Source organism: Arthrobacter silviterrae, from assembly GCF_011045165.1.
GTDB classification, from domain to species: domain Bacteria; phylum Actinomycetota; class Actinomycetes; order Actinomycetales; family Micrococcaceae; genus Specibacter; species Specibacter silviterrae.
This window is the reverse complement of sequence record NZ_JAAKZI010000006.1, coordinates 1-23,335: the sequence shown is the minus strand read 5'-3', so window position 1 is coordinate 23,335 and position 23,335 is coordinate 1. Positions and strand designations below refer to the sequence as shown.

Below are 23,335 nucleotides of genomic sequence, written 5' to 3'. Positions count from 1 at the left end.
GAGGGTAATCTTCCTAACGTGTTTGGTATCAATACCCCTGAGCTGATCGTGATTGTCGTTGTGGCAGTCCTGGTGATCGGCCCCAAGCGGCTCCCCGGCTATGTGGAGATGCTCAAGAACCTCATCCGCGAGGTGCGCAAGATGGCTTCCGGCGCGCGCGAAACCATCAAGGAAGAGTCCGGGCTGGATATTGATGACATCGACTGGAAGAAGCTGGACCCCCGCCAATACGATCCCCGGCGCATCATTCGCGAAGCGCTCATGGACGACGACGACGTTGCGGCGCTCAACTCCCTGAAAGCCGCCCCCGGCGCCGCCATTGCCTCAATGATGGGCAAGGACAGCAACGAAAACGCCATTGAGGCAGCCACTCCTGCGGCGCCCGAGATTGAACGCCTCGCCGAAGGCCAGCGGGCCCCCTTCGACGTCGAGGCCACCTAACCCCTTCGACGCTCGGTTGCAATCGGGGGTGTTTTCGCAAACGCTCCCGCAGCAGCTGCGGGAGCGTTGTCCAAAAGTGCCCCGATTGCAACCGAGCGTCGGTGTTCGCGTCGGGTGTCAGCTCGCGAGGGTTTGCGTCTGGGTCAGCGCGGGGTGACGCCCAGGTGCAGCCCGGACAATCCGCGCGGGCGGACGGCCAGCTTGTCGGCAATGCCCAGCAGGGCCGCCGCAGCGGGCGACTCCGGATTGGCCAGCACAATCGGGGCGCCAATGTCCCCGCCCTCCCGCAAGGCCACATCCAGGGGAATCTGTCCCAGCAGCTCCACGTTTGAGTTGACCGTCTGGCTCAGCCGCTTGGCCAGGACCTGGCCGCCGCCGGAGCCAAACAACTCCATGGTGCTGCCGTCCGGCAGCGTCAGGAAGGACATGTTTTCAATGACGCCGGCCACCTTCTGCCCGGTCTGCACGGCAATCGCGCCGGCCCGCTCCGCCACATCGGCCGCGGCCACCTGGGGGGTGGTCACCACCAGGATCTCCGCCTTCGGCAGCAGCTGCGCCACGGAAATCGCAACGTCCCCCGTGCCAGGGGGCAGGTCAAGGAACAGGGCGTCGAGGTCGCCAAAATACACGTCCGTCAGGAACTGCTCCAGAGCCCGGTGCAGCATGGGGCCGCGCCACGCCACGGGCTGGTTGCCGGTCACAAACATGCCGATCGAGATGACCTTCACGTCGTGGGCCACTGGTGGCAGGATCATCTCGTCCACCCGCGTGGGCGCCTGCGTGATGCCCATCAGGGCTGGGACGGAAAAACCGTAAATGTCCGCATCCACAATGCCCACCCTCAGGCCCTTGGCCGCCAGGGCGCACGCCAGGTTCACCGTGACGCTCGACTTGCCGACGCCGCCCTTGCCGCTGGCCACCGCGTAAACCCTGGTCAGGGAGGATTCGGCGTTGAACGGGATGCCGCGCTCCGGCGTGGAGCCCTTCAGCCTTTCCTTGAGCTCCACACGCTGCTCCGCCGTCATGACGGTGAGTTCCACGGAGACGTCCGTGACGCCGTCGAGCTTCATCAGGGCTGCCGTGGCGTCCTTGGTGATGGTGCCGCGCAGCGGGCAGCCTGCGATGGTGAGGCGGACGACGGCGTGTACCCGGCCGCCGTCGGACGCCTCCACGGACTCCACCATGCCCAGCTCCGTGATGGGCCGGCGCAGTTCAGGGTCGATGACCGTGGCGAGGGCGGCTTGGAGGGCCTCGGGTGATGGAGAGGACATGTGGAGCTTGCCTTAGGGGTTGGTGGTGCGCTTGGGGGAAACGGTTTTCAGGGAGGTGGTGGCGGGGTGCTGGGCCCGGGAGTCGCGGCGCTCGCTGGGCTCGGGGGCGTCGTCGTCGGACAGGGTGGAGAGCTCTTCGAGCAGGCTGCGCAGTTCCGAGCGGATGAAGTCCCTCGTGGCAACCTCGCGCAGTGAGATGCGCAGTGCCGCCACCTCGCGGGTCAGGTACTCCGTGTCCGCCAGGTTGCGCTCATTGCGGGTCCGATCCTGTTCAATCTGGACCCTGTCCCTGTCATCCTGGCGGTTCTGGGCGAGCAGGATGAGCGGGGCTGCATACGACGCCTGGGTGGAGAAAAACAGGTTGAGCAGGATGAACGGGTACGGGTCCCACTTGAGCCCGAACAGCCCGATGACGTTCAGTGCAATCCAGACCACCACGAAAATGGTCATGTACAGCAGGAAGTTGGCAGTGCCCATGTAGCGGGCAAAGCGTTCGGCGAAGCGGCCAAAAAGGTCGGGGTCGCCGGCAAGGTTGGGCAGGAGCCGGGACTTGAGCTCCATGGGCGTGTCGAGGCCGCCGCCCTTGGAATGGTGCCGTTCAGCCAATGCGTCCTCCTAGCTTGCGGATCGGCGCGCCGTCCTCGTGTGTCCGCCAGTCTTCCGGCAGCAGGTGGTCCAACAGGTCATCCACCGTGACCGCACCCACCAGGCGGCCTTCCTTGTTGACCACTGGAAGCGAATTCAGGTTGTACGAGGCCATGGTGTGGCTGACCACCGAGATCGTGTCGTGGTCCGAAACGGGCTCCAGGTTCTTGTCCACCAAGGTGCCCAGCTGCTCGGGCGGCGCACTGCGCAGCAGCTGCTGGATGTGGACCAGGCCCAGGAAGCGTCCCGTGGGGGTTTCCAGGGGAGGGCGGCAGATGAAAATGGCGGAGGCCAGGGCGGGCGAGAGATCTTCGCTGCGCACATGGGCCAGCGCCTCCGCAACCGTGGCTTCCGGCGGCAGGATGACGGGGACCGGGGTCATGAGCGCGCCCGCTGTTCCCTCCTCATATTGGAGCAGCCGGCGGACATCCTTGGCTTCCTCGGGCTCCATGAGCAGCAGCAGTTCCTCGGCCTTGGCCTGGGGCAGGTCCGCCAGGAGGTCGGCGGCGTCGTCGGGGTCCATTTCCTCCAGGACATCCGCGGCGCGTTCGTTGTCCAGGGCGGAGAGCAGGGTGACCTGGTCTTCCTCAGGCAGCTCCGACATGATGTCCGCCAGGCGTTCATCCTGGAGTTCGCTGGCCACCTCAACCCGGCGCTTGTCGCTCATTTCCTGCAGGGCGTCGGCGAAGTCGGCGGGCTTCAAGTCCTCATGGGTGGCCACAAACTGGAGGGCGCCCTGCGGCTCGGCGGCGTCCTCCGGGTGCGCCTCTTCCCAGTCGATCAGCAGGGTGTGCCCGCGGCGCAGCCCGCGCAGCCGTGAGGTGCTGCTGCCGCGCCGGACAAAGAGCTTCGTGACCAGCCAGTCGCCGTTGCGCTGCTGGTCCATGGCAATGTCTTCAATGACGGCGTCGCCGCTGCCATCCACCAGCGTGACTCTGCGGTCAAAAATGCCGCCCACCACCAGTTGCTCGGCGCCGCGCTGCTCAAAACGGCGCAGGTTGACCAGGCCGGTGCAGATGATCTGGGACTGGTCCATGGACGTCAGCCGGGTCATGGGCACAAACACCCGTTTCTTGCCCGGCACTTCAACCACGATGCCGACGGCGTGGGGGGCCGTGCGGGCGGGGCCGCGGCCCAGCACGACGACGTCGCGCAATTTGCCCAGCCGGTCGCCCAGCGGGTCAAAGACGTCCAGGCCAAGGAGTCGCGCAACAAAGATGCGCGTGGGTTGTGTGCTCACTCTTACAGGCTACTTCCCTGCCCCGGAATTACCCGAACTTTCAAGGCCTTGGGTTTCACTGCCAGCGATACTCCAGCCAACCTGCAGGATGATGGTGAACAATGGGGATATGGCTAACCTCTTTGGACGCACCCGACCGATGGATGAGGCCCGCATTGTCCCCACAGGCGAGACAATCGGTTCCTACATCTCATATTTGGATGCCCAAAAGGCGGTTGACTACCTCGCTGACGAAAAATTCCCTGTGCAGCATGTATCCATTGTGGGCAATGACCTGAAGATGGTGGAGCGGGTTACGGGCAAGCTCAGCTACCCCAGGGTGGCCCTGAACGGGGCCATGACCGGTGCCTGGTTCGGCCTGTTCATTGGCGTCATGCTTTCCTTCTTTGACAGCAATTCCGGCGCGTCCGGCGGACCATACCTCAATGTCATGACGGCGGTGCTGATGGGTGCTGCCTTTTGGATGCTGTTCGCCATCATCGGTTACGCCGCCCAGCGCGGAAAGCGTGACTTCACTTCCACCAACCAGGTCCTGGCCAGCAGCTACGACGTGATTGTCACCCCCGACGTGGCCATGGATGCGCGCCGCCTGCTGGCAAACCTGCCGATGAACTCCACCGCGGCGAAGCCTTCCCAGGGCCAGGGTTACCGTCCGCCGGCCCAGCCGCCCGTGCAGCAGCCGGGACAGCAGCCTCCCGCACGGCCCGAGGGGTGGCACGATCCCTACGGCGCCCCCGCCCAGCCCGTTGACCAGCCCGTCGGGCAGGGCCCCGCGGCCGAAGGCAGTGAGCGCCCCGGCCAGGCTCCGCTGAGCGGACCCCGCCGCGGCCAGTTCCCCGACCTGCCCGACGGCCGCCCGCAGTACGGCATCCGCGTCGACGACGCGCCGCAGCAGGCGCCCACGGAGCCCGGCAAGGACGTCCCAGGGCAGCACTGACCCAACAACCCGGCCACGCCCAATAAGACGCTCCCTCACCTTTTGAGGTGTTTTGGCCGGTCCTCCCTCATCTTTCGGGTTGTTTGAGGGGACGTTCCCTCACGTGCTGCGGGAGCGTTGGGGAAAAACGCCCCGATTGGGACCGAGCGTTGGGGAAAAACGCCCCGATTGGAACCGAGCGTTGGGGAAAAACGCCCCGATTGGGACCGAGGGTCGGGGAAAAGCGCCCCGATTGGAACCGAGGGTCGGAGGACGACGGCGGGAGGCCACCTGATGAAGGTGACCTCCCGCCGTCGTGCCTTGCCCTTTGACCGTGCATTGCCCCTTGCTCGTGTCTTGGCCCCTTGCTTGGCTGCTTAGGCCGACAGGCGGGCCATCCAGGCCTCGACGTCGTCCGGGGTGCGGGGGAGGGCGGCGCTGAGGTTGACGGGCCCGTTGGCGGTGATCAGGATGTCGTCCTCGATGCGCACGCCGTTGCCGCGGTACTCGGCCGGGATGGCCAGGTCCTCGTCCTTGAAGTACAGGCCCGGCTCGATCGTAAAGACCATGCCCTCGGTGATGGTGCCGTCCAGGTACAGTTCGGCACGGGCCTGGGCGCAGTCGTGCACGTCCAGGCCCAGGTGGTGGCTGGTGCCGTGCGGCATCCACCGCCGGTGCTGCTGGCCCTCGGGTGAAAGCGCGACGGCGGCGGAGACCGGCAGCAGCCCCCAGTCCTCCAGGCGCGCCGCGAGGACCTCCATGGCGGCGTTGTGCACGTCGCGGAACTTCCGTCCGGGGACGGCCACGGCGAAGGCGGCGTCGGCGGCGTCCAGCACGGCCTGGTAGATCTTGCGCTGGACCTCGGAGTACTTGCCGTTGACGGGCAGCGTGCGGGTGATGTCCGCCGTGTAGAGGGAGTCGGCCTCGACGCCGGCGTCGACCAGCAGCATTTCGCCCTCATTCACGGTGCCGGTGTTGTGCGTCCAGTGCAGGATGGTGGCGTTGTTGCCGCCGGCGGCGATGGTGTCGTAGCCGAGCTCGTTGCCTTCCTCGCGGGCCCGGGCGAAGAACGCCCCTTCCACCACGCGCTCGCCGCGGCGGTGGGCCACGGCGCGGGGCAGCGCCTTGATGATTTCCTCAAAGCCGGCGGCGGTGGCGGCGACGGCCACCTTCATCTGCTCGATTTCCCAGGGGTCCTTGAGGAGGCGCAGTTCGGAGAGGGCCTCGGCCAGCTTGGCGTCAAGGGCGTCGAGTGCCCCGAAGTCCATGTTGTCCGGGTCCTTGGCCGTGTTGTAGCGGGCCGTGTCCACGAGCGCGTCAATGTTTTCATCCACCTTGCGGACCAGGCGCACGGAAATGCCGCCCACGGACGGCTCGCCCACGTTCTTGGTGATGGCCACCTCCAACTCGGAAATGTCCTCTGTGTCCAGGCCCAGCAGGGCCTTGAACTCGGCCAGGGTGGGCCGCGGGCCGATCCAGAACTCGCCGCTGCGCGAATCGGCGTAGAACTGCTTCGTGTCCCGTCCGGCCAGCGGGCGGAAGTACAGCGACGCACGGTGGTTGCCGCCGTCGTCCCCCTCGCCGTCGGCCACCGGCTCCAGGACCAGCACGGCATCGGGCTCGTGGTCCACGCCCAGCCCCGTCAGGTGGGCAAAGGCGGAGTGCGGGCGGAAGCGGTAGTCGCAGTCATTCGAGCGCACCTTCAGGGCACCGGCCGGGATCACCAGGCGCTCACCCGTGAATTGCACGGAAATGGCACGACGGCGGCGCGCGGCATGGTCCGCGACGTCCGCCCGGGCAGGCAGCGCGGTGGAGGCCGGGGCCCAGTTGGCGGCCATGAAGGACCGGAAAGCATCGGAGTCGGGGCGGTGCGAACGGTTGTTCACGCGCTCCTCAAGCGGCTGCTGGTTGGAGGGGTCGGGGTGCACGGAGGATTGCTCTGTCTGGTTCACCCCTTAAGTCTCTCACCGGCCATGCGGGGGCACAAAGCAGGCCGCCTGCGCCGTCCGGGGAGGAAGGGACGTAGGCTTGGTGCGTGAGGATCGACCTGCATGCGCATTCCAACGTCTCCGACGGCACGCAGCCGCCCGCCGCACTGGTGGCCGCGGCGTCGGCTGCCCGCCTCGATATTGTGGCGCTGACTGACCACGATTCCACGGCGGGCTGGGCACAGGCGCTCTCCGCCGCCCGGGAACTCGGCGTGGGGCTGGTGCCCGGCATGGAGATTTCCTGCAAGACGCCGGAGGGCATCAGCGTCCACCTGCTCAGCTACCTCCACGATCCGGCCCATCCCGGGCTCCTGGAGGAAATCACCAAGTCCAAGGACGCCCGGCTGACCCGTGCCGAACGCATGGTGGAGCGGCTGGCGGAGGACTACCCCCTGAACTGGGACGACGTCAGTGCCCACGTCGCACCCGGGGCCACCGTGGGCCGGCCCCACATTGCCGACGCCCTGGTGGCCGCGGGCATTGCCGCCGACAGGAATGAAGCCTTCGCCAGCATCCTCACCTCACACTCGCGCTACTTCGTCAGCCACTACGCCCCGGACCCCGTCCTGGCCGTGCAACTGGTCCGGGCGGCCGGCGGGGTGCCCGTTTTTGCCCACCCCGTGGCGTCCTCCCGGGGCCGGGTGGTGGCTCCGCACATCTTCCATGACATGATCGACGCCGGCCTGCTGGGTTTGGAGGTCGACCACCGGGACAATCCTCCCGAAGGCCGTGAGTGGCTCCGCGCCCTGGCCCGCGAGGAAGGGCTCATGGTCACGGGGTCATCGGACTACCACGGCGCCGGGAAGCCGAACCTGCTGGGCGAAAACACCACGGCACAAGACGTGCTGGAGCGGATCATCGCAACGGCGACAGGCGCAAAGGCGTTCCTGCCCTAGCTGTCGAACAGCGGGGCCGGGGTCTCGACAAGCTCGACCGCCGGGGTCTCGACAGGCTCGACCACCGGGGTCTCGACGGGCCCGGCCGCCGGGCGCCCGACCACCGTCGCCACATGCCCCAGGCGCGTCGCCATGATGTCGATGGCCTGCGGGTTTTGGTCCACGCACACAAAACGGCGCCCCAGCTTCGCCGCCACCGCGCCGAGCGTGCCGGAGCCGGCGAAGAAGTCCAGCACCCAGTCGCCCTCGCGGGAGGACGCCGTCACGGCCCGGCGCAGCAGCCCCTCGGGCTTTTGGGTGGGGTAGCCCGTCTTTTCCTTGCCCGTGGGGGAGACGATGGTGTGCCACCACACGTCGGTGGGCAGCTTGCCGCGTTCACGCTTTTCCGCCGTCACCAGCCCCGGTGCCATGTACGGCTCGCGGTCCACCTCGGCGCTGTCGAAGTGGTACTTCTTCGGGTTTTTCACGTACACCAGGATGTTGTCGTGCTTGGCCGGCCAGCGGCTCTTGGCCCGCGCGCCGTAGTCGTAGGCCCAAATGATCTCGTTCAGGAAGCATTCGCGGCCGAAGATGGCATCCAGCATCACCTTGGCATAGTGCACCTCGCGGTAGTCCAGGTGCAGGTACAGTGTGCCGTCCTCCGCCAGCAGCCGCCACGCCTCCGCCAGCCGCGGCTCCAAAAACGACCAGTAGTCGGTGAAAGCGTCGTCGTAGCTGTGCAGCGCGCCCTTGATGGTGTCGTAACTGCGCCCGCCAAAGCCCACGCGGTCGCCGCCACCGTCCGCATTGCGCACCGTGGTGGTTTGCTGGCGGCTCTGCACCCGCCCCGTGTTGAAGGGCGGGTCCACGTAGATCATGGTGAAGGCGCCGTCCGGCAGGGTGGGCAGAAACTCGGAATTGTCCGCATGGACCACCAAGTTCGGGCCCAGTCCATCCGGTTGCCAGGCGGTTGCAGTCATGGGGCGAGGACGCTACTCGCCGGACGTTTCCGGGGCGCCCACGACCTCGCCGTTGCGGCGGCGGGTGCGGCTGCGGGTCCGGCGGGCCCGGGGAGCGGCCTCGCCGGCAGTTTCCGCAGGGCCGTTGGCCTCAGCGCTGGCGGGGCTTTCTGAAGACGGACGACGCCGGCTGCGGCCGCCGTCGTTCCTCTCACCCGTGCGGCGCTCGCCATGGTGTGCACCGGAGCGGTTGCCACCGCGGTTGCCGCCCCGAGCGCCGTCGTGGCCGCCGTCGTGGCTGCCCGAACCGGACCCGTGGCGCTTCCCCGTCTCGCCCAGGTCCTCAAGGGTTTCGGCTTCAATGCCGGCATGCGTGCGCATGTTGCGCGGCAGGCGGCCCTTGGTGCCCGCGGGAATGTCCAGGTCCGTGAACAGGTGCGGGGAGGAGGAGTAGGTTTCGATGGGCTCGGGCACGCTCAGGCCCAGCGCTTTGTTGATGAGCGCCCAGCGGGGCATGTCGTCCCAGTCCACAAACGTCACTGCCGTGCCCTTGTTGCCGGCACGGCCCGTGCGGCCCACGCGGTGCAGGTAGATCTTCTCGTCCTCGACACACTGGTAGTTGACCACGTGGGTGACGTCGTCCACGTCGATGCCGCGGGCAGCCACGTCGGTGGCCACCAGCACGTCCACCTTGTTGTTGCGGAATGCCCGCAGGGCCTGCTCGCGGGCCCCCTGGCCCAGGTCGCCGTGGATGGCGGCGGCGGCGAAGCCGCGGTCCACCAGTTCCTCGGAGACTTTGGCGGCGGTGCGCTTGGTCTTGGTGAAGATGATGGAGCGGCCGCGGCCCCTGGCCTGCAGGATCCGGGCCAGGACCTCGATCTTGTCCAAATTGTGGCAGCGGTAAATCAGCTGGCGGATGTCGCGCTTGGTCAGGCCCTCGTCATTGGGGTCGGCGGCGCGGATGTGGGTGGGCTGCGTCATGTAGCGGCGGGCCATGGCCACCACCGGGCCGGGCATGGTGGCGGAGAACAGCATGGTCTGGCGCACGGCCGGGGTGCCGGCAATGAGGGTTTCCACGTCCGGCAGGAACCCCAGGTCCAGCATTTCGTCGGCTTCGTCGAGAATGACGATCTTGACGTTCTTCAGGTTCAGGTGGCGCTGGCGGAGCAGGTCGATCAGGCGCCCGGGGGTTCCCACCACCACTTCCACGCCCTTTTGCAGGGATTCGATCTGGGGTTCGTAGGCGCGGCCGCCGTAGATGGTGGCGATGCGCACGCCGCGGTGCTTGGACGCCGTCGTCAGGTCGCCGGCCACTTGGACGGCCAGCTCGCGGGTGGGCACAATGACCAGGGCCTGCGGGGCGCCGGGAACGGGGAGCTTGTCATAGCCGTCATCCTTGGGTCCCACCACGCGCTGCAGTGCCGGGATGCCGAAGCCGAGGGTCTTGCCCGTTCCTGTCTTGGCCTGGCCAATGATGTCGTGGCCGCCCAGGGCGATGGGCAGGGTCATGGCCTGGATGGGGAAGGGGTGGGTGATGCCGGCGTCCGTCAGGGACAGGACAATGTCGGGGTGTACGCCGAAGCTGGCAAAGGTTGCCTTTTCTTCCTGGCGGGGAGGTTCGTTGCTGCTGAGGGTGCCGTCAATTTCAACGTTTTCGCTGTTGTCTTCAGCCTGCAGCAGGGTGTCTGTCTCAATGCTCAAATGCTTACCGTTCAATTCGTCTATACAGGTGCCGGACCGTGGGCTCAACGCGGGCGCTTTCAGGGGGCCAACGGAGCCTGGCGGCACAGCACAATCTTGGGAAGCCGATCGCGGGCTAACAAAAACGTGCCCTCCCTCCGCCGGGAAGTGGCGGTTGCGGGAGGAGCATAAAAGACGCGCGCAGGGGCGGGTTTGTTGAACTAATAACATCAATCAACGACCGGGCAACCATGTCTACCCCATCAGTCTAGCCGCTCACCCCCCAATTCCCTTGCGCGAACCGGCACATAACGGGGGTGTTGGCGCCCGGCATGCCCATTAACTGCCCGTTGGGACGGCGGTTGCGGGCGCGGTTGCGGGAACAAAGGAGATGGTGCGGGTGGCAATGTCCGCCGCGACGAGCTTGACGCGGACCACGGAGCCGGGCTCCAGGATGCCCTCGCAATAGCCGGTGACGGCCGGGTCCTGGATTTGGATGGAGCTGCGTGCCGCAGAGGCCTTCGTGTTGTGTCCGTTGGTCCGCGGCCCTGCCAGCACGACGGCGTCGAACTCGGCGCCGACCCGATGGCTCAGGAGCGCCGCTTCGACGGTGTCAATGGCTGCGCGGTCCACCTTGCTGGCCAGCTGGTTGGAGGCGGACATGATCTCCGGGAGGGCGTCCAGCGCCTCGACGGCCCAGCCCGGCACCTCTTCCCCGGCACAGAGGGCGGCGCAGATGGCCAGCACAAAGCGGTCCACCAGCCGGCGCAGTGGGGCGGTGGCGTGCGCGTAAGGCGCGGCGACGGCAGCCTGGGTCACGGCTTCCGGGATGCTGCCGTTAAACGGGGTGTAGCCGGCGCCGCGAAACAGCGTGCTGGCGCCGTGCATCAGGGCAAGCTGCTTTGGGTCGGCCGTGTCAAGGGTGCGCAGGTACTCCCCGTAGGCGATGTCGGCGGCCCACGGCTTGCCCAGCGCAACAGTTTGCAGTCGGTACGCTGCGATGGCGTCGGCGTCCGGCGCCGGCATGGTGCGCAGTATCCCCACCTTGCCCGCCAGCATCACCTGGGCGGCAGCCATGCCCGTCAGCAGGGAAATCTGGGCGTTCCAGTCCTCGATGGGCAGGGCGGGGCGGAATTCCAGCACGTAGTGCCCGTCCACAAATTCCACTTCCTGCTGGGGCACATTCAGGCTGGCCCCGCCCCGGGCGCGCTCCAGCTCAATGCGCTTCGTCCCAATCTCAGCCAACAGCGCCAAGGTTTCGGCATAAGCGGCAGGTGCGTTCCCGGCGTCGAGCATTTGCTGGGCCTGCTCGTAGCCAAGCTTGGCCACGCTGCGGACCGTGGCGCGGCGGACCTGGGCGGTGGTCTGGGTGCCGTCGGCGGCGAGGTGGATTTCCCACACGAACGCGGAGCGGGAATCGTTGGCAAACAGGCTGGCCGCGCCCTCGCTCAAGGGGATTGGGTGCAGCGGAATGCGGTTGCCGGGCGTGTAGATGGTCTGGCCGCGGCGGCGTGTCTCGGTGTCCAGGGGGCCGCCGGCAGGGACGAAGGAGGGGACGTCGGCAATGGCGTAGTGCACCACGTAACCGCCGCCCTCCCGCTCCAGGAACATGGCCTGGTCGAGGTCCTGCGAGGCGGGCGGATCGATGGTGATGAACGGAAGCGCCGTCAGGTCGGGGGTGGGAAGCTGGTGGCCCGCAATCACCTTGTCCACCTCGGTCATGACCTGCGGGTCAAAGCCGTCCGGCAACTTGAACTCCGCCGACAGGGCGTCAAGGGCCTGGGCGAGGGACTGCTGCGCGGCGCTTTGTCTGACGCCAATGTGAGAGTACGGCACGGTTTCAGCGTAAACGATTCGGCCACAGGCACAAGGGCGGCGCGGCACGGGTTAAGCTGGGGCCTATGAGTATTCCGTCCCCCGGCTCCGACGATGCCATCTCAGCCGGGGAATTAAGCGCCCGCTATGACAAGTTCGTGGTTGATTTGCTCGGCGGCATTGCCTATGGCGAACTGTCCGCCTTTGAGCACCTTTCCTCTGACGCCCGCCATTCGCCAACCCTGCAGGACAGGGCCGTCCTGGGGAAAATGGCGGTGGCGGAGTTTGGCCACTTTGAAATGGTGTGCGCCCGGCTTTCGGCCATGGGCATGGACCCGGAACTGGCCATGCTGCCGTTTCAGCTCATCGTGGATGCCTTCCACGCGCGGACCCGCCCGGCCGACTGGCACGAATCGCTCATGAAGGCGTATGTGGTGGATGCCATCACGGAGGATTTTTACGCCAGGATTGCCGAACACCTCGACGCCGACACACGTGCCGTGATTGCCCAGGCCCGCACCGGCGAGGAACAGTCCGCACTGCTGGTGGGATTGTTGCAAAAGATGCTTGCCGAGGACCCCAGGCTGTCATCCCGGCTGGCGCTGTGGGGGCGGCGCCTGGTGGGCGAGGCCCTGACGCAGGTGCAGCGAATCGGCGCCAAGCACAGCTTCCTGGTGGGGCTCCGGCCCGACGGCACGCAGGAGGAGGCCGCGGCCGAAGTGCACGCCATCCTGACGGCCCTCACCCGCGGGCACTCCAAGCGCATGAGCCAGCTGGGGCTGACGGCCTGAGGACCGGCTTCGGTGTGCTTCGTTTGAGCAGGATTGAAGAAGCGCCCGACGGCGGTGTGGCATAGCCTCATTCCATAGGGCGGCGGGAAGCGCGGCCCCACCACCATTGGGAGCACAAAATGCCAAGCACGTCAGCCAAGACCGAATCCACCGGGTTTTCCGCCGCGGAGCACGCCGCCATCAAGCAGCGCGCCGCGGAGTTGCGTGCCGAGGGGAAACAGGGGGCCAAGAAGGCGGATGGCCTGCAGGCGGTGCTGGATGCCATCGCCAAGATGGATCCGGAAGACCGCCTGATTGCCGAGCGGGTGCATGTGGCGGTTGCCGAGAACGCCCCGGGGCTTGCGCCGAAGACCTGGTACGGAATGCCGGCCTATGCAAATGCCGAGGGCAAGGTGGTCTTCTGCTTCAAGAACGCCGGCAAGTTCGGCACCCGGTACTCCACCATTGAATTCCAGGAGGCCGCCAGGCTCGACGACGGCGAGATCTGGCCGGTGTCCTACGCGCTCCGGGAATGGAGCCCCGTGGTGGCCAAGAAGGTTGAAGAGTTGGTCAAGGCGGCTGTTTCCTAGCGGGCCTTGGCGTCAATCTCCGCCCGGCGTGCCGTGACGATCCGTCTCAGGGCGTCATCCGGCAATTGTTTGACCGCCGAAAAGTGGATGCTCCCGGTGGTGGTCTCGAAACCGGGGATTGCCTCTAGGTTGGCGGCGATGACCGCGCCACTGTAGGGGTAGATCGACAGGAACTTCTTGGCCTGCACGGCGGCAATCAACCCTTTTCCCCGATAGATGAGTGCCGCCATCGCGTAGCTGGTGCCTTCCTCGGCCTCGGGCACCATTTCCTGTGCCATGGCATAGACGCGCTCCAAGGCGGCACGGTCGGGTCCGTCGATGGTGGCCAGATACGTGGTGACTGTTCCCATGGTGTGATGGTACGCCTGGCCGAAAGGCAGTGGGCCGCGTGTCCTGCCATCTTCAGGATATCCGCCCAGGGGGGCCTTGCCGCAAGGGCCCAGCGCGGGCGCATAATGATAGGCCGGCCCCTCCGGAGCCGCCGCCGGGACGCCCCTGGCGGGCCATCCCCTGACAGGTCTGGAGATTCTTGTGTTCGACGTAATCATTGTCGGTGCCGGCCCCACGGGCACCATGCTGGCGGCGGAGCTGCGGCTGCACGGCGTCTCAACGCTGGTGCTGGAAAGGGAAACCCAGCCCACCGGGATCGCCAGGGCGCTGGGCCTGCACGTGCGCAGCATCGAGGTAATGGACCAGCGCGGGCTGCTTGACAAGTTCCTGGCCCGCGGGCAGAAGTACCCGCTGGACGGCTTCTTCGCCGGCATCTCCAAACCGGCGCCGGCAAACCTTGACACGGCCCACGGCTACGTCCTGGGCATCCCCCAGCCCCTCACCGACCAACTGCTGGAGGAGCACGCCGCGGAACTGGGCGCCGAAATCCGCCGCGGCTGCGAGGTGGTGGCGCTCGCCGAAGGCGACGGCCGCGTTGACGTGAAACTGGCGGACGGCGCCCGGCTGGCCGCCCGCTACGTGGTGGGGTGCGACGGCGGCCGCAGCACCGTGCGGAAACTGCTGGGGGTGGGGTTTCCCGGAGAACCGTCCCGGGTCGACACGCTCATGGGCGAGATGGAGGTGACGGCCGCGCCCGAGGAGGTCGCCGCCGTCGTCGGTGACATACGCAAGACCCAGAAGCGGTTCGGAGTGGGCCCCATTGGCGGCGGCCTCTACCGGGTGGTGGTGCCCGCCGCCCAGGTGGCGGAAGACAGGGGGACCCCGCCGGATTTTGGGGAGGTCAGGCAGCAGCTGCTGGCGGTGGCCGGAACCGACTTTGGCGTCCATTCCCCGCGCTGGCTGTCCCGCTTTGGTGACGCCACGCGGCTTGCCGAGCACTACAGGGTGGGCCGGGTGATGCTGGCGGGCGATGCCGCCCATATCCACCCGCCCGTGGGCGGCCAGGGCCTGAACCTGGGCGTCCAGGATGCGTTCAACCTGGGCTGGAAGCTGGCCGCAACGATCAATGGCTGGGCGCCAGACGGACTCCTGGACAGCTACCACACCGAGCGGCACCCCGTGGCGGCCGACGTGCTGGAGACCACGCGGGCCAGCATGCTGCTGCTGGACACGGAACCGGGCCCCCGGGCTGTCCGCAGGCTGGTCTCCGAGCTCATGGACTTCGACGACGTCAACCGCTTCCTGATCGAAAAGCTCACCGCGATCTCCGTGAGGTACGACGTCGGCCAAGGGCAGGGGATGCTCGGGCGGCGGCTGCGGGACATGGGGCTGGAGCACGGCCGGTTGTACGAAAGGATGCATGCCGGCAACGGCCTGCTCCTGGACCAGTCCGGCCGGCTCGCGGTTGCCGGCTGGGAGAACCGCGTGGATGTGATTGCCGGACCCATCGGGGAACTTGGCGCGCCAGCCGTGCTCCTGCGCCCCGACGGCCACATCGTGTGGGCGGGGGACGGCCAGGGCGGGGCCAACGGCCAGGACGGCCTCGACCAAGCGTTAAAGCGCTGGTTCGGCCGTCCCGGCCGCAATGTAACGCCCGCTACGCCTGCGGAATGACCGCCACGGCGGCAGTGCGTTCGCCCTTGATGTCATCCTGGAACTTTTTGTAGCGGAGCAGGTGGCCCGGGCGCCGGCGCAGGAAGGACCACACCACTGCCAGGACGATGAACCAAATCGGCGTGACCAGCAGGGCCAGGAGGGTGTCGACCTGGGTGGTCAGCGCCCAGAGGACGAACGCAAAGAACGCGAAGACTGCAAACACCATCGGAATGCCGCCCGGCATCTTGAAGGTGGATGACTTGTGCATCTCGGGACGGCGCCGGCGGAAGGCGAGGTAGCTGGCAAGGATTACAGACCAGACGAAGATGAAACAGACGGCCGAAACTGTGGTCACCATTTCAAAGGCCTTGCCGACATCCTGCCCGGCGTACATCAGCACCACGCCCGAGAGCAGCAGCACGCAAGAGAGGAAGAGGGCGTTGCGGGGCACCTTTCGGCCGGAGAGCTTGGCAAAGAAGCCCGGGGCGTCACCTTCGTGGGCCAGGCCGTAGACCATGCGGGAGGTGGAGTAAATTCCGGAGTTGGCCGAGGACATCGCGGACGTCAGCACCACCAGGTTGACTACCGTCGCGGCTGCACCCAAGCCGGCCAGCGAGAACATGGCAATGAACGGGCTGTGTCCGGCGGCGAACTGGGTCCACGGGATGACCGACATGAGGATGATCAGGGCGCCCACATAGAACAGCAGCACACGGACCGGGATGGAGTTGATGGCCTTGGGGAGGTTCTTCTCAGGGTCCTTTGCCTCGGCGGCTGTGGTGCCCACCAATTCAATGCCCACGAACGCAAAGACGGCAATCTGGAATCCGGCAACGAAGCCCATGAATTCGTGCGGGAAAAACCCGCCGTGGCTCCACAGATTGGTGAAGCTGGCCGTCCCGGCCTCGGAGCGGAAGCCGCCGAAGATCATGAACAGGCCCACAATGATCAGGGCGGCGATGGCTACGATCTTGATCAGCGCAAACCAGAATTCGGTCTCGCCAAACGCCTTGACCGTGGTGAGGTTGAGCACCAGCAGGATGCCAACTGTTGCAAGTCCGGGGATCCACAGCGGCAGCGCAGGCCAGAGTTCCTTCGAATATCCGGCGATGGCAATGACGTCCGCGATTCCGGTGATCACCCAGCAGAACCAGTAGGTCCAGCCGGTGAAAAAACCTGCCCAGGGGCCAAGGAGGTCCGCCGCGAAATCGCTGAACGACTTGTAGCTGAGGTTGCTCAGCAGCAGCTCGCCCATGGCACGCATGACGAAGAAGAGCATGAAGCCAATGATCATGTAGACGAAGATGACGGAGGGCCCGGCAGCGGAAATGGTCTTGCCAGAGCCCATGAAGAGGCCGGTTCCGATGGCCCCGCCGATGGCGATGAGCTGGATGTGCCGGTTGCTGAGTTGCCGTTCAAGGTGCGGTGCGGAGGCCAGCGGGGCCTTGGTTCGTTGAATCGTCAAAAGGAACTCCATCGTTTCTGTGGCACAGTGTCACGTATTTTCGGGTTCCTCCCCACTCTGTCTGGGACCTGAGAGTTTCCGCGTCCATGAGGGAACAGGGGCGCTTGCACCGTCGGTGAGACCGGTTTCCCGGGCTGCTTTCCAGAGTTGCCTTGCCACGGCGGTACATGGGCCTGAGAGATTCCCGGGGAGGGTTTGCTCCTTCGGCGCCTGCTGACTGTACCGGCAGGACTCTCCCGCCGCGGATCATGGGCACTTCAACATGCTGGGTGACGCGAGTCACACGGTAATGCAGCCGGGTGGCTTTGCGCAAACCCGGGTCTCCGGCGGCACGAAGTGGGGCCTGGCCAGGGTGCGCCGCGGGCGGCGTGGTTTTGCCCAGCCAGGACAAATACTGTAATGTGTGCTGCGAATCACCCACATTTTCATATGCCTAACAAATCGTGGCGGGAGAGTCCTCCCAGCAATTTTGGCGGCGCCGTAGGAGCAAACCCTCCCCAGGAATCTCTCAGGCCCATGTACCGCCACGGCGAGGCAACTCTGGAAAGCAGCCCGGGAAACCGGGCTCACCGACGGTGCAAGCGGAAGATACTTTCTGCGGAATCTCTCAGGTCCACGACAGAGCGGGGAGGAACCCAACCCATGCCGCGCCCCTTGGTGCGGCCGTAACTTGGAGTTCCTCATGACGATTCTGTCCCAGCCCACCGTGTTCGCCGACCGGCACATTGGCGCCCGCCGCGACGCCGACATTGCGCACATGCTCAAGGCCGTCGGCTACGACAGCGTTGACTCGCTGGTGGACACCGCCGTTCCCGATTCCATCCGCCAGGCCACGCCACTGGCGCTCCAGCCCGCGCTCAGCGAGGTTGAGGTGCTGGCCGAGCTCCGCGGGCTCGCCGCCAAGAACAAGACGGCCGTCCAGCTCATCGGCCAGGGCTACTACGACACCGTCACGCCGGCCGTGATTCGCCGCAACATCCTGGAATCCCCGGCCTGGTACACCGCTTACACGCCCTACCAGCCGGAAATTTCCCAGGGCCGGCTCGAGGCGCTCCTGAACTTCCAAACCATGGTCAGCGACCTCACCGCCCTGCCCGTGGCCAACGCCTCGCTGCTCGATGAGGCAACCGCCGTGGCTGAAGCCGTGCTGCTGATGCGCCGTGCCAACAAGGCCAAGGGTGCCGCGGACGCCAAGACCGTGCTGGACGCGGACCTGCTGCCGCAGACCATCGCCGTGGTCCGCGGGCGCGCCGAGGCGCTGGGCTTCGAGGTGGAGGTTGCTGACCTCGCCCTGGGCCTGCCCGACGGCGACATCAACGGCATCGTCCTCCAGCAGCCCGGCGTTTCGGGCCGCGTTTTCAACCACGCCCCCGTCATTGCGGCAGCCAAGGAACGCGGCGCCCTGGTCACCGTGGCCGCGGACCTGCTGGCCCTGACCGTCATCACGGCCCCCGGCGAGCAGGGTGCCGACATCGCCGTCGGAACCGCCCAGCGCTTCGGCGTCCCGCTGTTCTTCGGCGGCCCCCACGCGGCCTACATGGCAGTGCGCAAGGGCATGGAACGCTCCCTGCCCGGGCGCATTGTGGGCGTCTCCGCCGACTCCACCGGCCTCCCGGCCTACCGGCTGGCGCTGCAAACCCGCGAGCAGCACATCCGCCGCGAAAAGGCCACCTCCAACATCTGCACGGCCCAGGCCCTGCTGGCCATCGTCGCCTCGATGTATGCCGTCTACCACGGCCCGGCCGGCCTGAAGGCGATTGCCGAAACCGTCCACGGCCACGCCCTCACCCTCGCCGCCGCGCTGCAGTCCTCCGGCATCGAGGTGCTCCACACCTCCTTCTTCGACACCCTCACGGTGCGGGTGCCCGGGCGCGCGGGCGCCGTCGTCGAACTGGCCGAGCGGGACGGCATCAACCTGCGCCCCATCGACGCCGACCATGTCGGAATCTCCCTGGATGAAACCACGACGGCGGACATCGTGGCCCGTGTGGCCGCAGCCTTTGGCGCCGCACCCGCAGGCGACGGCACCGACCACGGCACCGGGGCGGCCTTCGCCCTCGCCGCGGACACCCTGCGCACCTCGGACTACCTGAGCCACCCGATTTTCAACACCCACCGCTCGGAGACGCAGCTGCTGCGCTACATCCGCCGCCTCAGCGACCGCGACCTGGCCCTGGACCGCACCATGATCCCGCTGGGCTCGTGCACCATGAAGCTCAATGCCACGGCGGAGATGGAGGCCATTTCCTGGCCCGGCTTCGCCTCCATCCACCCCTTTGCCCCGGACTCCCAGACCGTTGGCTGGCGTGAACTCATCGCGGGGCTCGAAGCCGACCTGTGCGAGATCACCGGCTACGACCAGGTGTCCCTCCAGCCCAACGCCGGCTCCCAGGGCGAACTGGCGGGCCTGCTGGCCATCCGCGGCTACCACCTCTCCCGGGGAGACGTGCAGCGCACCATCTGCCTCATCCCGCAGTCCGCGCACGGCACCAACGCCGCCTCCGCCGTCCTGGCCGGCATGAAGGTGGTTGTGGTGGGAACGGCCGGCGACGGCGCCATCGACCGGGCCGACCTCGCCGCGAAGATCGAGGCCCACAAGGACCAGCTGGCCGCCATCATGATCACCTACCCGTCCACACATGGTGTCTACGACGCCGACGTGCGCGAGGTCTGCGAGGAGGTCCACGCCGCTGGCGGGCAGGTCTACGTTGACGGCGCCAACCTCAACGCCCTGGTGGGCCTGGCCCAGCCCGGCAAGTTCGGCGGGGACGTCAGCCACCTGAACCTGCACAAGACCTTCTGCATCCCGCACGGCGGCGGCGGCCCCGGCGTGGGTCCCGTGGCAGCCAAGGCCCACCTGGCGCCGTTCATGCCCGGCGACGCCAACGCCGCGGCCGGCACGGGTTCCATGCTGCCGATTTCCGCGTCCCGCTTCGGATCAGCCGGCGTGCTGCCCATCTCCTGGGCCTACGTGAAGCTGATGGGCGGGCAGGGCCTGACCGAAGCCACGAAGTCCGCACTCCTGGCGGCCAACTACATTGCCGCCCAGCTGGACGCCCACTTCCCCGTCCTCTACACCGGGGCCGGGGAGCTGGTGGCCCACGAGTGCATCCTGGACCTGCGCGAGCTGACGGCCAAAACCGGCGTCACCGCCGAAGACGTGGCCAAGCGCCTCATCGACTACGGCTTCCACGCACCCACCCTGTCCTTCCCCGTGGCCGGCACCCTCATGGTGGAGCCCACGGAATCCGAAGACCTGGGCGAAATCAACCGCTTCATCACCGCCATGGTCTCCATCCGCCAGGAGATCGACCAGGTGGCCGACGGCGCGTTCACGCTCGCGGACAGCCCGCTGCGCAACGCCCCCCACACGGCCGCCTCCCTGATCACCTCCGACTGGGACCGCGGCTACCCGCGCGAACAGGGCGCCTTCCCGGTGGACAGCCTGCGCCAGGACAAGTACTTCCCGCCTGTGGGGCGCATCGACGGCGCAGCGGGTGACCGGAACCTGGTCTGCTCCTGCCCGCCCATCGAAGACTTCGCAGCAGACTTCACCAACTAGCACCGCAAAGGAATTCCCATGACTGAGAACCACACAGCCCTTTACGGCGAACACGAAAAAGCCGGCGCCTCCTTCACCGACTTCGGCGGTTGGCAGATGCCGCTGAAGTACTCCTCCGAGCTGGCCGAACACCACGCCGTCCGCAACGCCGCCGGCCTCTTCGACCTCTCCCACATGGGCGAGGTCTGGGTCACCGGCCCCGACGCCGCAGCGTTCCTGGACTATGCGCTCGCCGGCAAGCTGTCCGCCGTCGCGGTCGGCAAGGCCAAGTACTCCCTGATCTGCAAGGACGACGGCGGCATCATTGACGACCTGATCTCCTACCGTCGCAGCGCGGACAGGTACCTGGTGGTCCCCAACGCCGGCAACGCCGCCACCGTGGCCGCCCTCCTGGCAGAGCGGTCCGCCGGCTTTGACGCCGCCGTCGAAAACGTCTCCGGCGAAACCTCCCTGATCGCCGTGCAGGGCCCCAACGCCGAGGCCATCCTCCTGTCGCTGGTGCCCGAGGACCAGCACCAGCTCGTGACGGAGATGAAGTACTACTCCGCCGCGGAGGTGGGCATCACCGTCAACGGCGCCACGGGGAAGCTGCTCGTGGCCCGGACCGGCTACACCGGCGAGGACGGCTTTGAGATCTACCTGCCCAACGCCGCGGCGCCGGCCCTCTGGCAGGCCCTGCTCGAAAACGGCAAGGACCGGGGGCTCATTCCGGCCGGGCTGGCCGCGCGCGACTCCCTGCGCCTGGAAGCGGGCATGCCGCTGTACGGCAACGAGCTCTCCCGGGACGGCCACGCCTACGCCGCCGGCCTGGGGCCCGTGGTCTCCCTGGCCAAGGAAAGCGACTTTGTGGGCAAGGCCGCGCTCGCCGCGATCAAGGAATCCGGCGACGGCGTCACCTCCGGCCGCCGCCTGGTGGGCCTGAAGGGCATGGGCCGCCGGGCCGCCCGCGGGCACTACACGGTCCTCAAGGACGGTGCCGCCGTTGGCGAGGTCACCTCAGGCCAGCCCAGCCCCACCCTCGGCTACCCGGTGGCCCTGGCCTATGTCGACGTCGAGCACTCCGCGGTGGGCACCCGGCTGGACGTGGACCTCCGCGGCAAGGCCGAGCCCTTCGAGGTTGTCGCCCTGCCGTTCTACAAGCGCCAAAAGTAGTCCCCACTCCCGTTTATTTACGTCCAACGACAAGGATCATGATGAGCAAGGTAGTTGCTGAACTGAAGTATTCCGCCGAACATGAGTGGCTCGCCTCCGACGGCGCCGGCCCCTCCACTGTCGGCGTCACCGCCGTGGCCACCGAAGCCCTCGGCGACATTGTGTACGTGGACCTGCCCGAGGTGGGTGCCACCGTCACGGCAGGCGAGACCTGCGGGGAGATCGAGTCAACGAAGTCCGTCTCCGATTTGTACGCCCCCGTCACCGGCCAGGTCACGGAAGTGAATGCCGCCGCCGTCGAAGACCCGGCAGTGATCAACTCCGACCCCTACGGGGCAGGCTGGCTGTTCAAGGTGGCTGTTGACGCCGAGGGCCCGCTGCTGACAGCTGAGGAATACGCCGCGGCCAACGGAGGCACGCTGTGAGCGCCGCCGTCGGCTATGCCCAGGTGGTCTCGCCCAGCCTGGATGCGCCCCTGGCCACCCTCGATCCGGAAGTGGCCGCCCAGATCGACGCCGAGCTGGCCCGCCAGCGCAACGGCCTGGAAATGATCGCCTCGGAGAACCACACCGCGGCGGCCGTCATGGCGGCCCAAGGATCCGTGCTGACCAACAAGTACGCCGAAGGGTATCCGGGCCGGCGCTACTACGGCGGCTGCGAGCACGTGGACGCCATTGAGCAGCTGGCCATTGACCGGGTCAAGGCCCTGTTCGGGGCGGCGTATGCGAATGTGCAGCCGCACTCCGGCGCCCAGGCCAACGCCTCGGTGATGCATGCGCTCATCAAGCCCGGCGACACCATCATGGGGCTGAACCTGGCCCACGGCGGGCACCTGACGCACGGCATGCGCATCAACTTCTCCGGCCGGCTGTACAACGTGGTCCCGTATCAGGTCCGCGAGGACACGCACCAGGTTGACATGGCCGATGTCGAACGCCTGGCCCTGGAACACAGGCCGGCGCTGATCGTGGCCGGCTGGTCCGCCTACGCCCGCCAGCTCGACTTCGCCGAGTTCCGCCGCATTGCGGACCTGGTGGGGGCCTACCTCATGGTGGACATGGCCCACTTCGCCGGCCTGGTCGCGGCCGGGCTGCACCCGTCCCCCGTGCCGCACGCCCACGTCACCACTTCCACCACGCACAAGACCCTGGCCGGTCCGCGCGGCGGCATCATCCTTTCCAACGACGCCGAGATCGCCAAGAAGATCAACTCTGCCGTGTTCCCCGGACAGCAGGGCGGACCCCTGGAGCACGTCATTGCCGGCAAGGCCGTGGCGTTCAAGATCGCCGCCTCGGCCGAGTTCAGGGAGCGGCAGGAACGGGTGCTGGCCGGCGCGCGGATCCTGGCCGAGCGCCTCATCCAGCCCGACGTCGCCGCCAAGGGGATCTCCGTCATCTCCGGGGGCACCGACGTCCACCTGGTCCTGGTGGACCTGCGCAACTGCGAGCTGGACGGGCAGCAGGCCGAGGACCGGCTGGCAGCGATTGACGTCACGGTCAACCGCAACGCCGTGCCGTTTGACCCCCGGCCGCCCATGGTCACCTCCGGCCTGCGCATCGGCACGCCCGCCCTGGCCACGCGCGGCTTCGGCCTGGAAGCGTTCACCGAGGTCGCGGACATCATTGCCGAGGCACTCATCGCTGCACCCGGCGACGACCTCTCGGGCCTGCGCTCGCGGGTGGCCGCCCTGGCCGCTGCCCATCCGCTGTATCCCGGGGTTGCCGCGCTGTCCTGACAGCCTGGGCCCTCCGGGCGTCCCCCTCCGGGTGTCCCCTGGGGGCGCCCGGAGGGCCTTGTTTTCCTCTTCCCCTTTTTTCGTCGACGTTGTTCCCGGCCGCAGCATCACCGGAAACCCGAAAGGTGTTAGTGCCATGTCTGTTGGTGTTTTTGATTTGTTTTCGGTGGGTATTGGTCCGTCGAGTTCGCATACGGTGGGGCCGATGCGGGCGGCGGCGGCGTTTGCGGGCGGGCTGGCTGCTG

At 67.1% G+C, this 23,335-nt stretch carries 20 protein-coding genes and 3 riboswitches; of the genes, 11 read left to right on the top strand and 9 right to left on the bottom strand.

Going from position 1 to position 23,335, the window contains the following annotated elements:
* Positions 1–18: 18 nt before the first annotated feature.
* Entirely contained in the window at positions 19–441 is a 423-nt protein-coding gene (locus G6N77_RS05150; RefSeq protein ID WP_165180952.1) for a twin-arginine translocase TatA/TatE family subunit, read from the top strand.
* Between the two features lie 143 nt (positions 442–584).
* Here the strand turns inward: G6N77_RS05150 and G6N77_RS05145 are convergent, their stop codons facing one another.
* From G6N77_RS05145 to G6N77_RS05135, 3 genes are read right to left on the bottom strand one after another with little or no spacing between them, the layout of a single operon-like run.
* Positions 585–1,712, bottom strand: coding sequence for an Mrp/NBP35 family ATP-binding protein (locus G6N77_RS05145; RefSeq protein WP_165180951.1), 1,128 nt, complete (start codon positions 1,710–1,712; stop codon positions 585–587).
* 12 nt (positions 1,713–1,724) lie between these two features.
* Positions 1,725–2,318, bottom strand: coding sequence for a DUF1003 domain-containing protein (locus tag G6N77_RS05140; protein ID WP_370875207.1), 594 nt, complete (start codon positions 2,316–2,318; stop codon positions 1,725–1,727).
* Positions 2,311–3,597 (bottom strand): magnesium transporter MgtE N-terminal domain-containing protein, encoded by a 1,287-nt coding sequence (locus G6N77_RS05135; RefSeq protein ID WP_165180950.1) that lies wholly within the window; start codon positions 3,595–3,597, stop codon positions 2,311–2,313. The genes G6N77_RS05140 and G6N77_RS05135 overlap by 8 nt, the downstream gene beginning before the upstream one ends.
* A 109-nt stretch (positions 3,598–3,706) precedes the next feature.
* Here G6N77_RS05135 and G6N77_RS05130 point away from each other — a divergent pair, with 109 nt between their 5' ends.
* Positions 3,707–4,534 (top strand): YflT domain-containing protein, encoded by an 828-nt coding sequence (locus G6N77_RS05130; RefSeq protein ID WP_165180949.1) that lies wholly within the window; start codon positions 3,707–3,709, stop codon positions 4,532–4,534.
* A gap of 356 nt (positions 4,535–4,890) precedes the next feature.
* On the opposite strand, the gene G6N77_RS05125 is transcribed toward G6N77_RS05130, so the two are convergent.
* On the bottom strand, positions 4,891–6,465 hold the full coding sequence (locus tag G6N77_RS05125; protein WP_306987127.1) for an aminopeptidase P family protein: 1,575 nt from the start codon (positions 6,463–6,465) through the stop codon (positions 4,891–4,893).
* A gap of 83 nt (positions 6,466–6,548) precedes the next feature.
* Here G6N77_RS05125 and G6N77_RS05120 point away from each other — a divergent pair, with 83 nt between their 5' ends.
* The gene (locus tag G6N77_RS05120) at positions 6,549–7,397 is read left to right on the top strand and encodes a PHP domain-containing protein (protein ID WP_165180948.1); all 849 of its coding nucleotides are present in this window, start codon (positions 6,549–6,551) and stop codon (positions 7,395–7,397) included.
* On the opposite strand, the gene G6N77_RS05115 is transcribed toward G6N77_RS05120, so the two are convergent.
* The 3 genes from G6N77_RS05115 to G6N77_RS05105 form a co-directional block, all read right to left on the bottom strand.
* Positions 7,394–8,356, bottom strand: a complete 963-nt coding sequence (locus tag G6N77_RS05115) for a DNA-methyltransferase (RefSeq protein WP_165180947.1) — start codon at positions 8,354–8,356, stop codon at positions 7,394–7,396. The genes G6N77_RS05120 and G6N77_RS05115 overlap by 4 nt on opposite strands.
* 12 nt (positions 8,357–8,368) lie before the next feature.
* Positions 8,369–9,979, bottom strand: a complete 1,611-nt coding sequence (locus G6N77_RS05110) for a DEAD/DEAH box helicase (protein ID WP_370875259.1) — start codon at positions 9,977–9,979, stop codon at positions 8,369–8,371.
* Positions 9,980–10,354: 375 nt separating this feature from the next.
* Positions 10,355–11,851 (bottom strand): RNB domain-containing ribonuclease, encoded by a 1,497-nt coding sequence (locus G6N77_RS05105; protein ID WP_306987125.1) that lies wholly within the window; start codon positions 11,849–11,851, stop codon positions 10,355–10,357.
* Positions 11,852–11,916: 65 nt separating this feature from the next.
* Between G6N77_RS05105 and G6N77_RS05100 the strand changes: the two genes are divergently transcribed.
* Together G6N77_RS05100 and G6N77_RS05095 are read left to right on the top strand one after the other, a co-directional pair.
* Entirely contained in the window at positions 11,917–12,621 is a 705-nt protein-coding gene (locus G6N77_RS05100; RefSeq protein ID WP_165180945.1) for a ferritin-like fold-containing protein, read from the top strand.
* Positions 12,622–12,740: 119 nt separating this feature from the next.
* Positions 12,741–13,190 carry an iron chaperone gene (locus G6N77_RS05095; RefSeq protein WP_165180944.1) on the top strand — a complete coding sequence of 150 codons (450 nt, stop codon included), beginning with the start codon at positions 12,741–12,743 and terminating at the stop codon, positions 13,188–13,190.
* Here G6N77_RS05095 and G6N77_RS05090 read toward each other — a convergent pair.
* Positions 13,187–13,540 (bottom strand): iron chaperone, encoded by a 354-nt coding sequence (locus G6N77_RS05090; RefSeq protein ID WP_165180943.1) that lies wholly within the window; start codon positions 13,538–13,540, stop codon positions 13,187–13,189. The genes G6N77_RS05095 and G6N77_RS05090 overlap by 4 nt on opposite strands.
* Positions 13,541–13,721: 181 nt before the next feature.
* Here G6N77_RS05090 and rox point away from each other — a divergent pair, with 181 nt between their 5' ends.
* The gene (rox, locus tag G6N77_RS05085) at positions 13,722–15,194 is read left to right on the top strand and encodes a rifampin monooxygenase (RefSeq protein WP_165180942.1); all 1,473 of its coding nucleotides are present in this window, start codon (positions 13,722–13,724) and stop codon (positions 15,192–15,194) included.
* Here rox and G6N77_RS05080 read toward each other — a convergent pair.
* Complete coding sequence (locus tag G6N77_RS05080) at positions 15,178–16,641, bottom strand: amino acid permease (protein ID WP_240901699.1); 1,464 nt, start codon at positions 16,639–16,641, stop codon at positions 15,178–15,180. The two genes, rox and G6N77_RS05080, sit on opposite strands and share 17 nt — an antisense overlap.
* A gap of 47 nt (positions 16,642–16,688) precedes the next feature.
* Positions 16,689–16,791: riboswitch (glycine riboswitch) on the bottom strand.
* A 1-nt stretch (position 16,792) separates the two neighbouring features.
* A riboswitch (glycine riboswitch) is annotated at positions 16,793–16,890 on the bottom strand.
* Between the two features lie 188 nt (positions 16,891–17,078).
* Positions 17,079–17,175: riboswitch (glycine riboswitch) on the top strand.
* 148 nt (positions 17,176–17,323) lie between these two features.
* Between G6N77_RS05080 and gcvP the strand changes: the two genes are divergently transcribed.
* The 5 genes from gcvP to G6N77_RS05055 form a co-directional block, all read left to right on the top strand.
* Entirely contained in the window at positions 17,324–20,203 is a 2,880-nt protein-coding gene (gene gcvP, locus G6N77_RS05075; protein WP_165180940.1) for an aminomethyl-transferring glycine dehydrogenase, read from the top strand.
* 18 nt (positions 20,204–20,221) lie between these two features.
* On the top strand, positions 20,222–21,355 hold the full coding sequence (gcvT, locus tag G6N77_RS05070) for a glycine cleavage system aminomethyltransferase GcvT (RefSeq protein ID WP_165180939.1): 1,134 nt from the start codon (positions 20,222–20,224) through the stop codon (positions 21,353–21,355).
* Between the two features lie 41 nt (positions 21,356–21,396).
* Positions 21,397–21,780: a glycine cleavage system protein GcvH gene (gene gcvH / locus G6N77_RS05065; protein WP_165180938.1), complete on the top strand. Its 384-nt coding sequence runs from the start codon at positions 21,397–21,399 to the stop codon at positions 21,778–21,780.
* On the top strand, positions 21,777–23,090 hold the full coding sequence (glyA, locus tag G6N77_RS05060) for a serine hydroxymethyltransferase (RefSeq protein ID WP_306987120.1): 1,314 nt from the start codon (positions 21,777–21,779) through the stop codon (positions 23,088–23,090). The genes gcvH and glyA overlap by 4 nt, the downstream gene beginning before the upstream one ends.
* 136 nt (positions 23,091–23,226) lie before the next feature.
* A partial coding sequence (locus G6N77_RS05055; protein ID WP_165180937.1) for a serine dehydratase beta chain occupies positions 23,227–23,335 on the top strand: 109 nt, incomplete at its 3' end.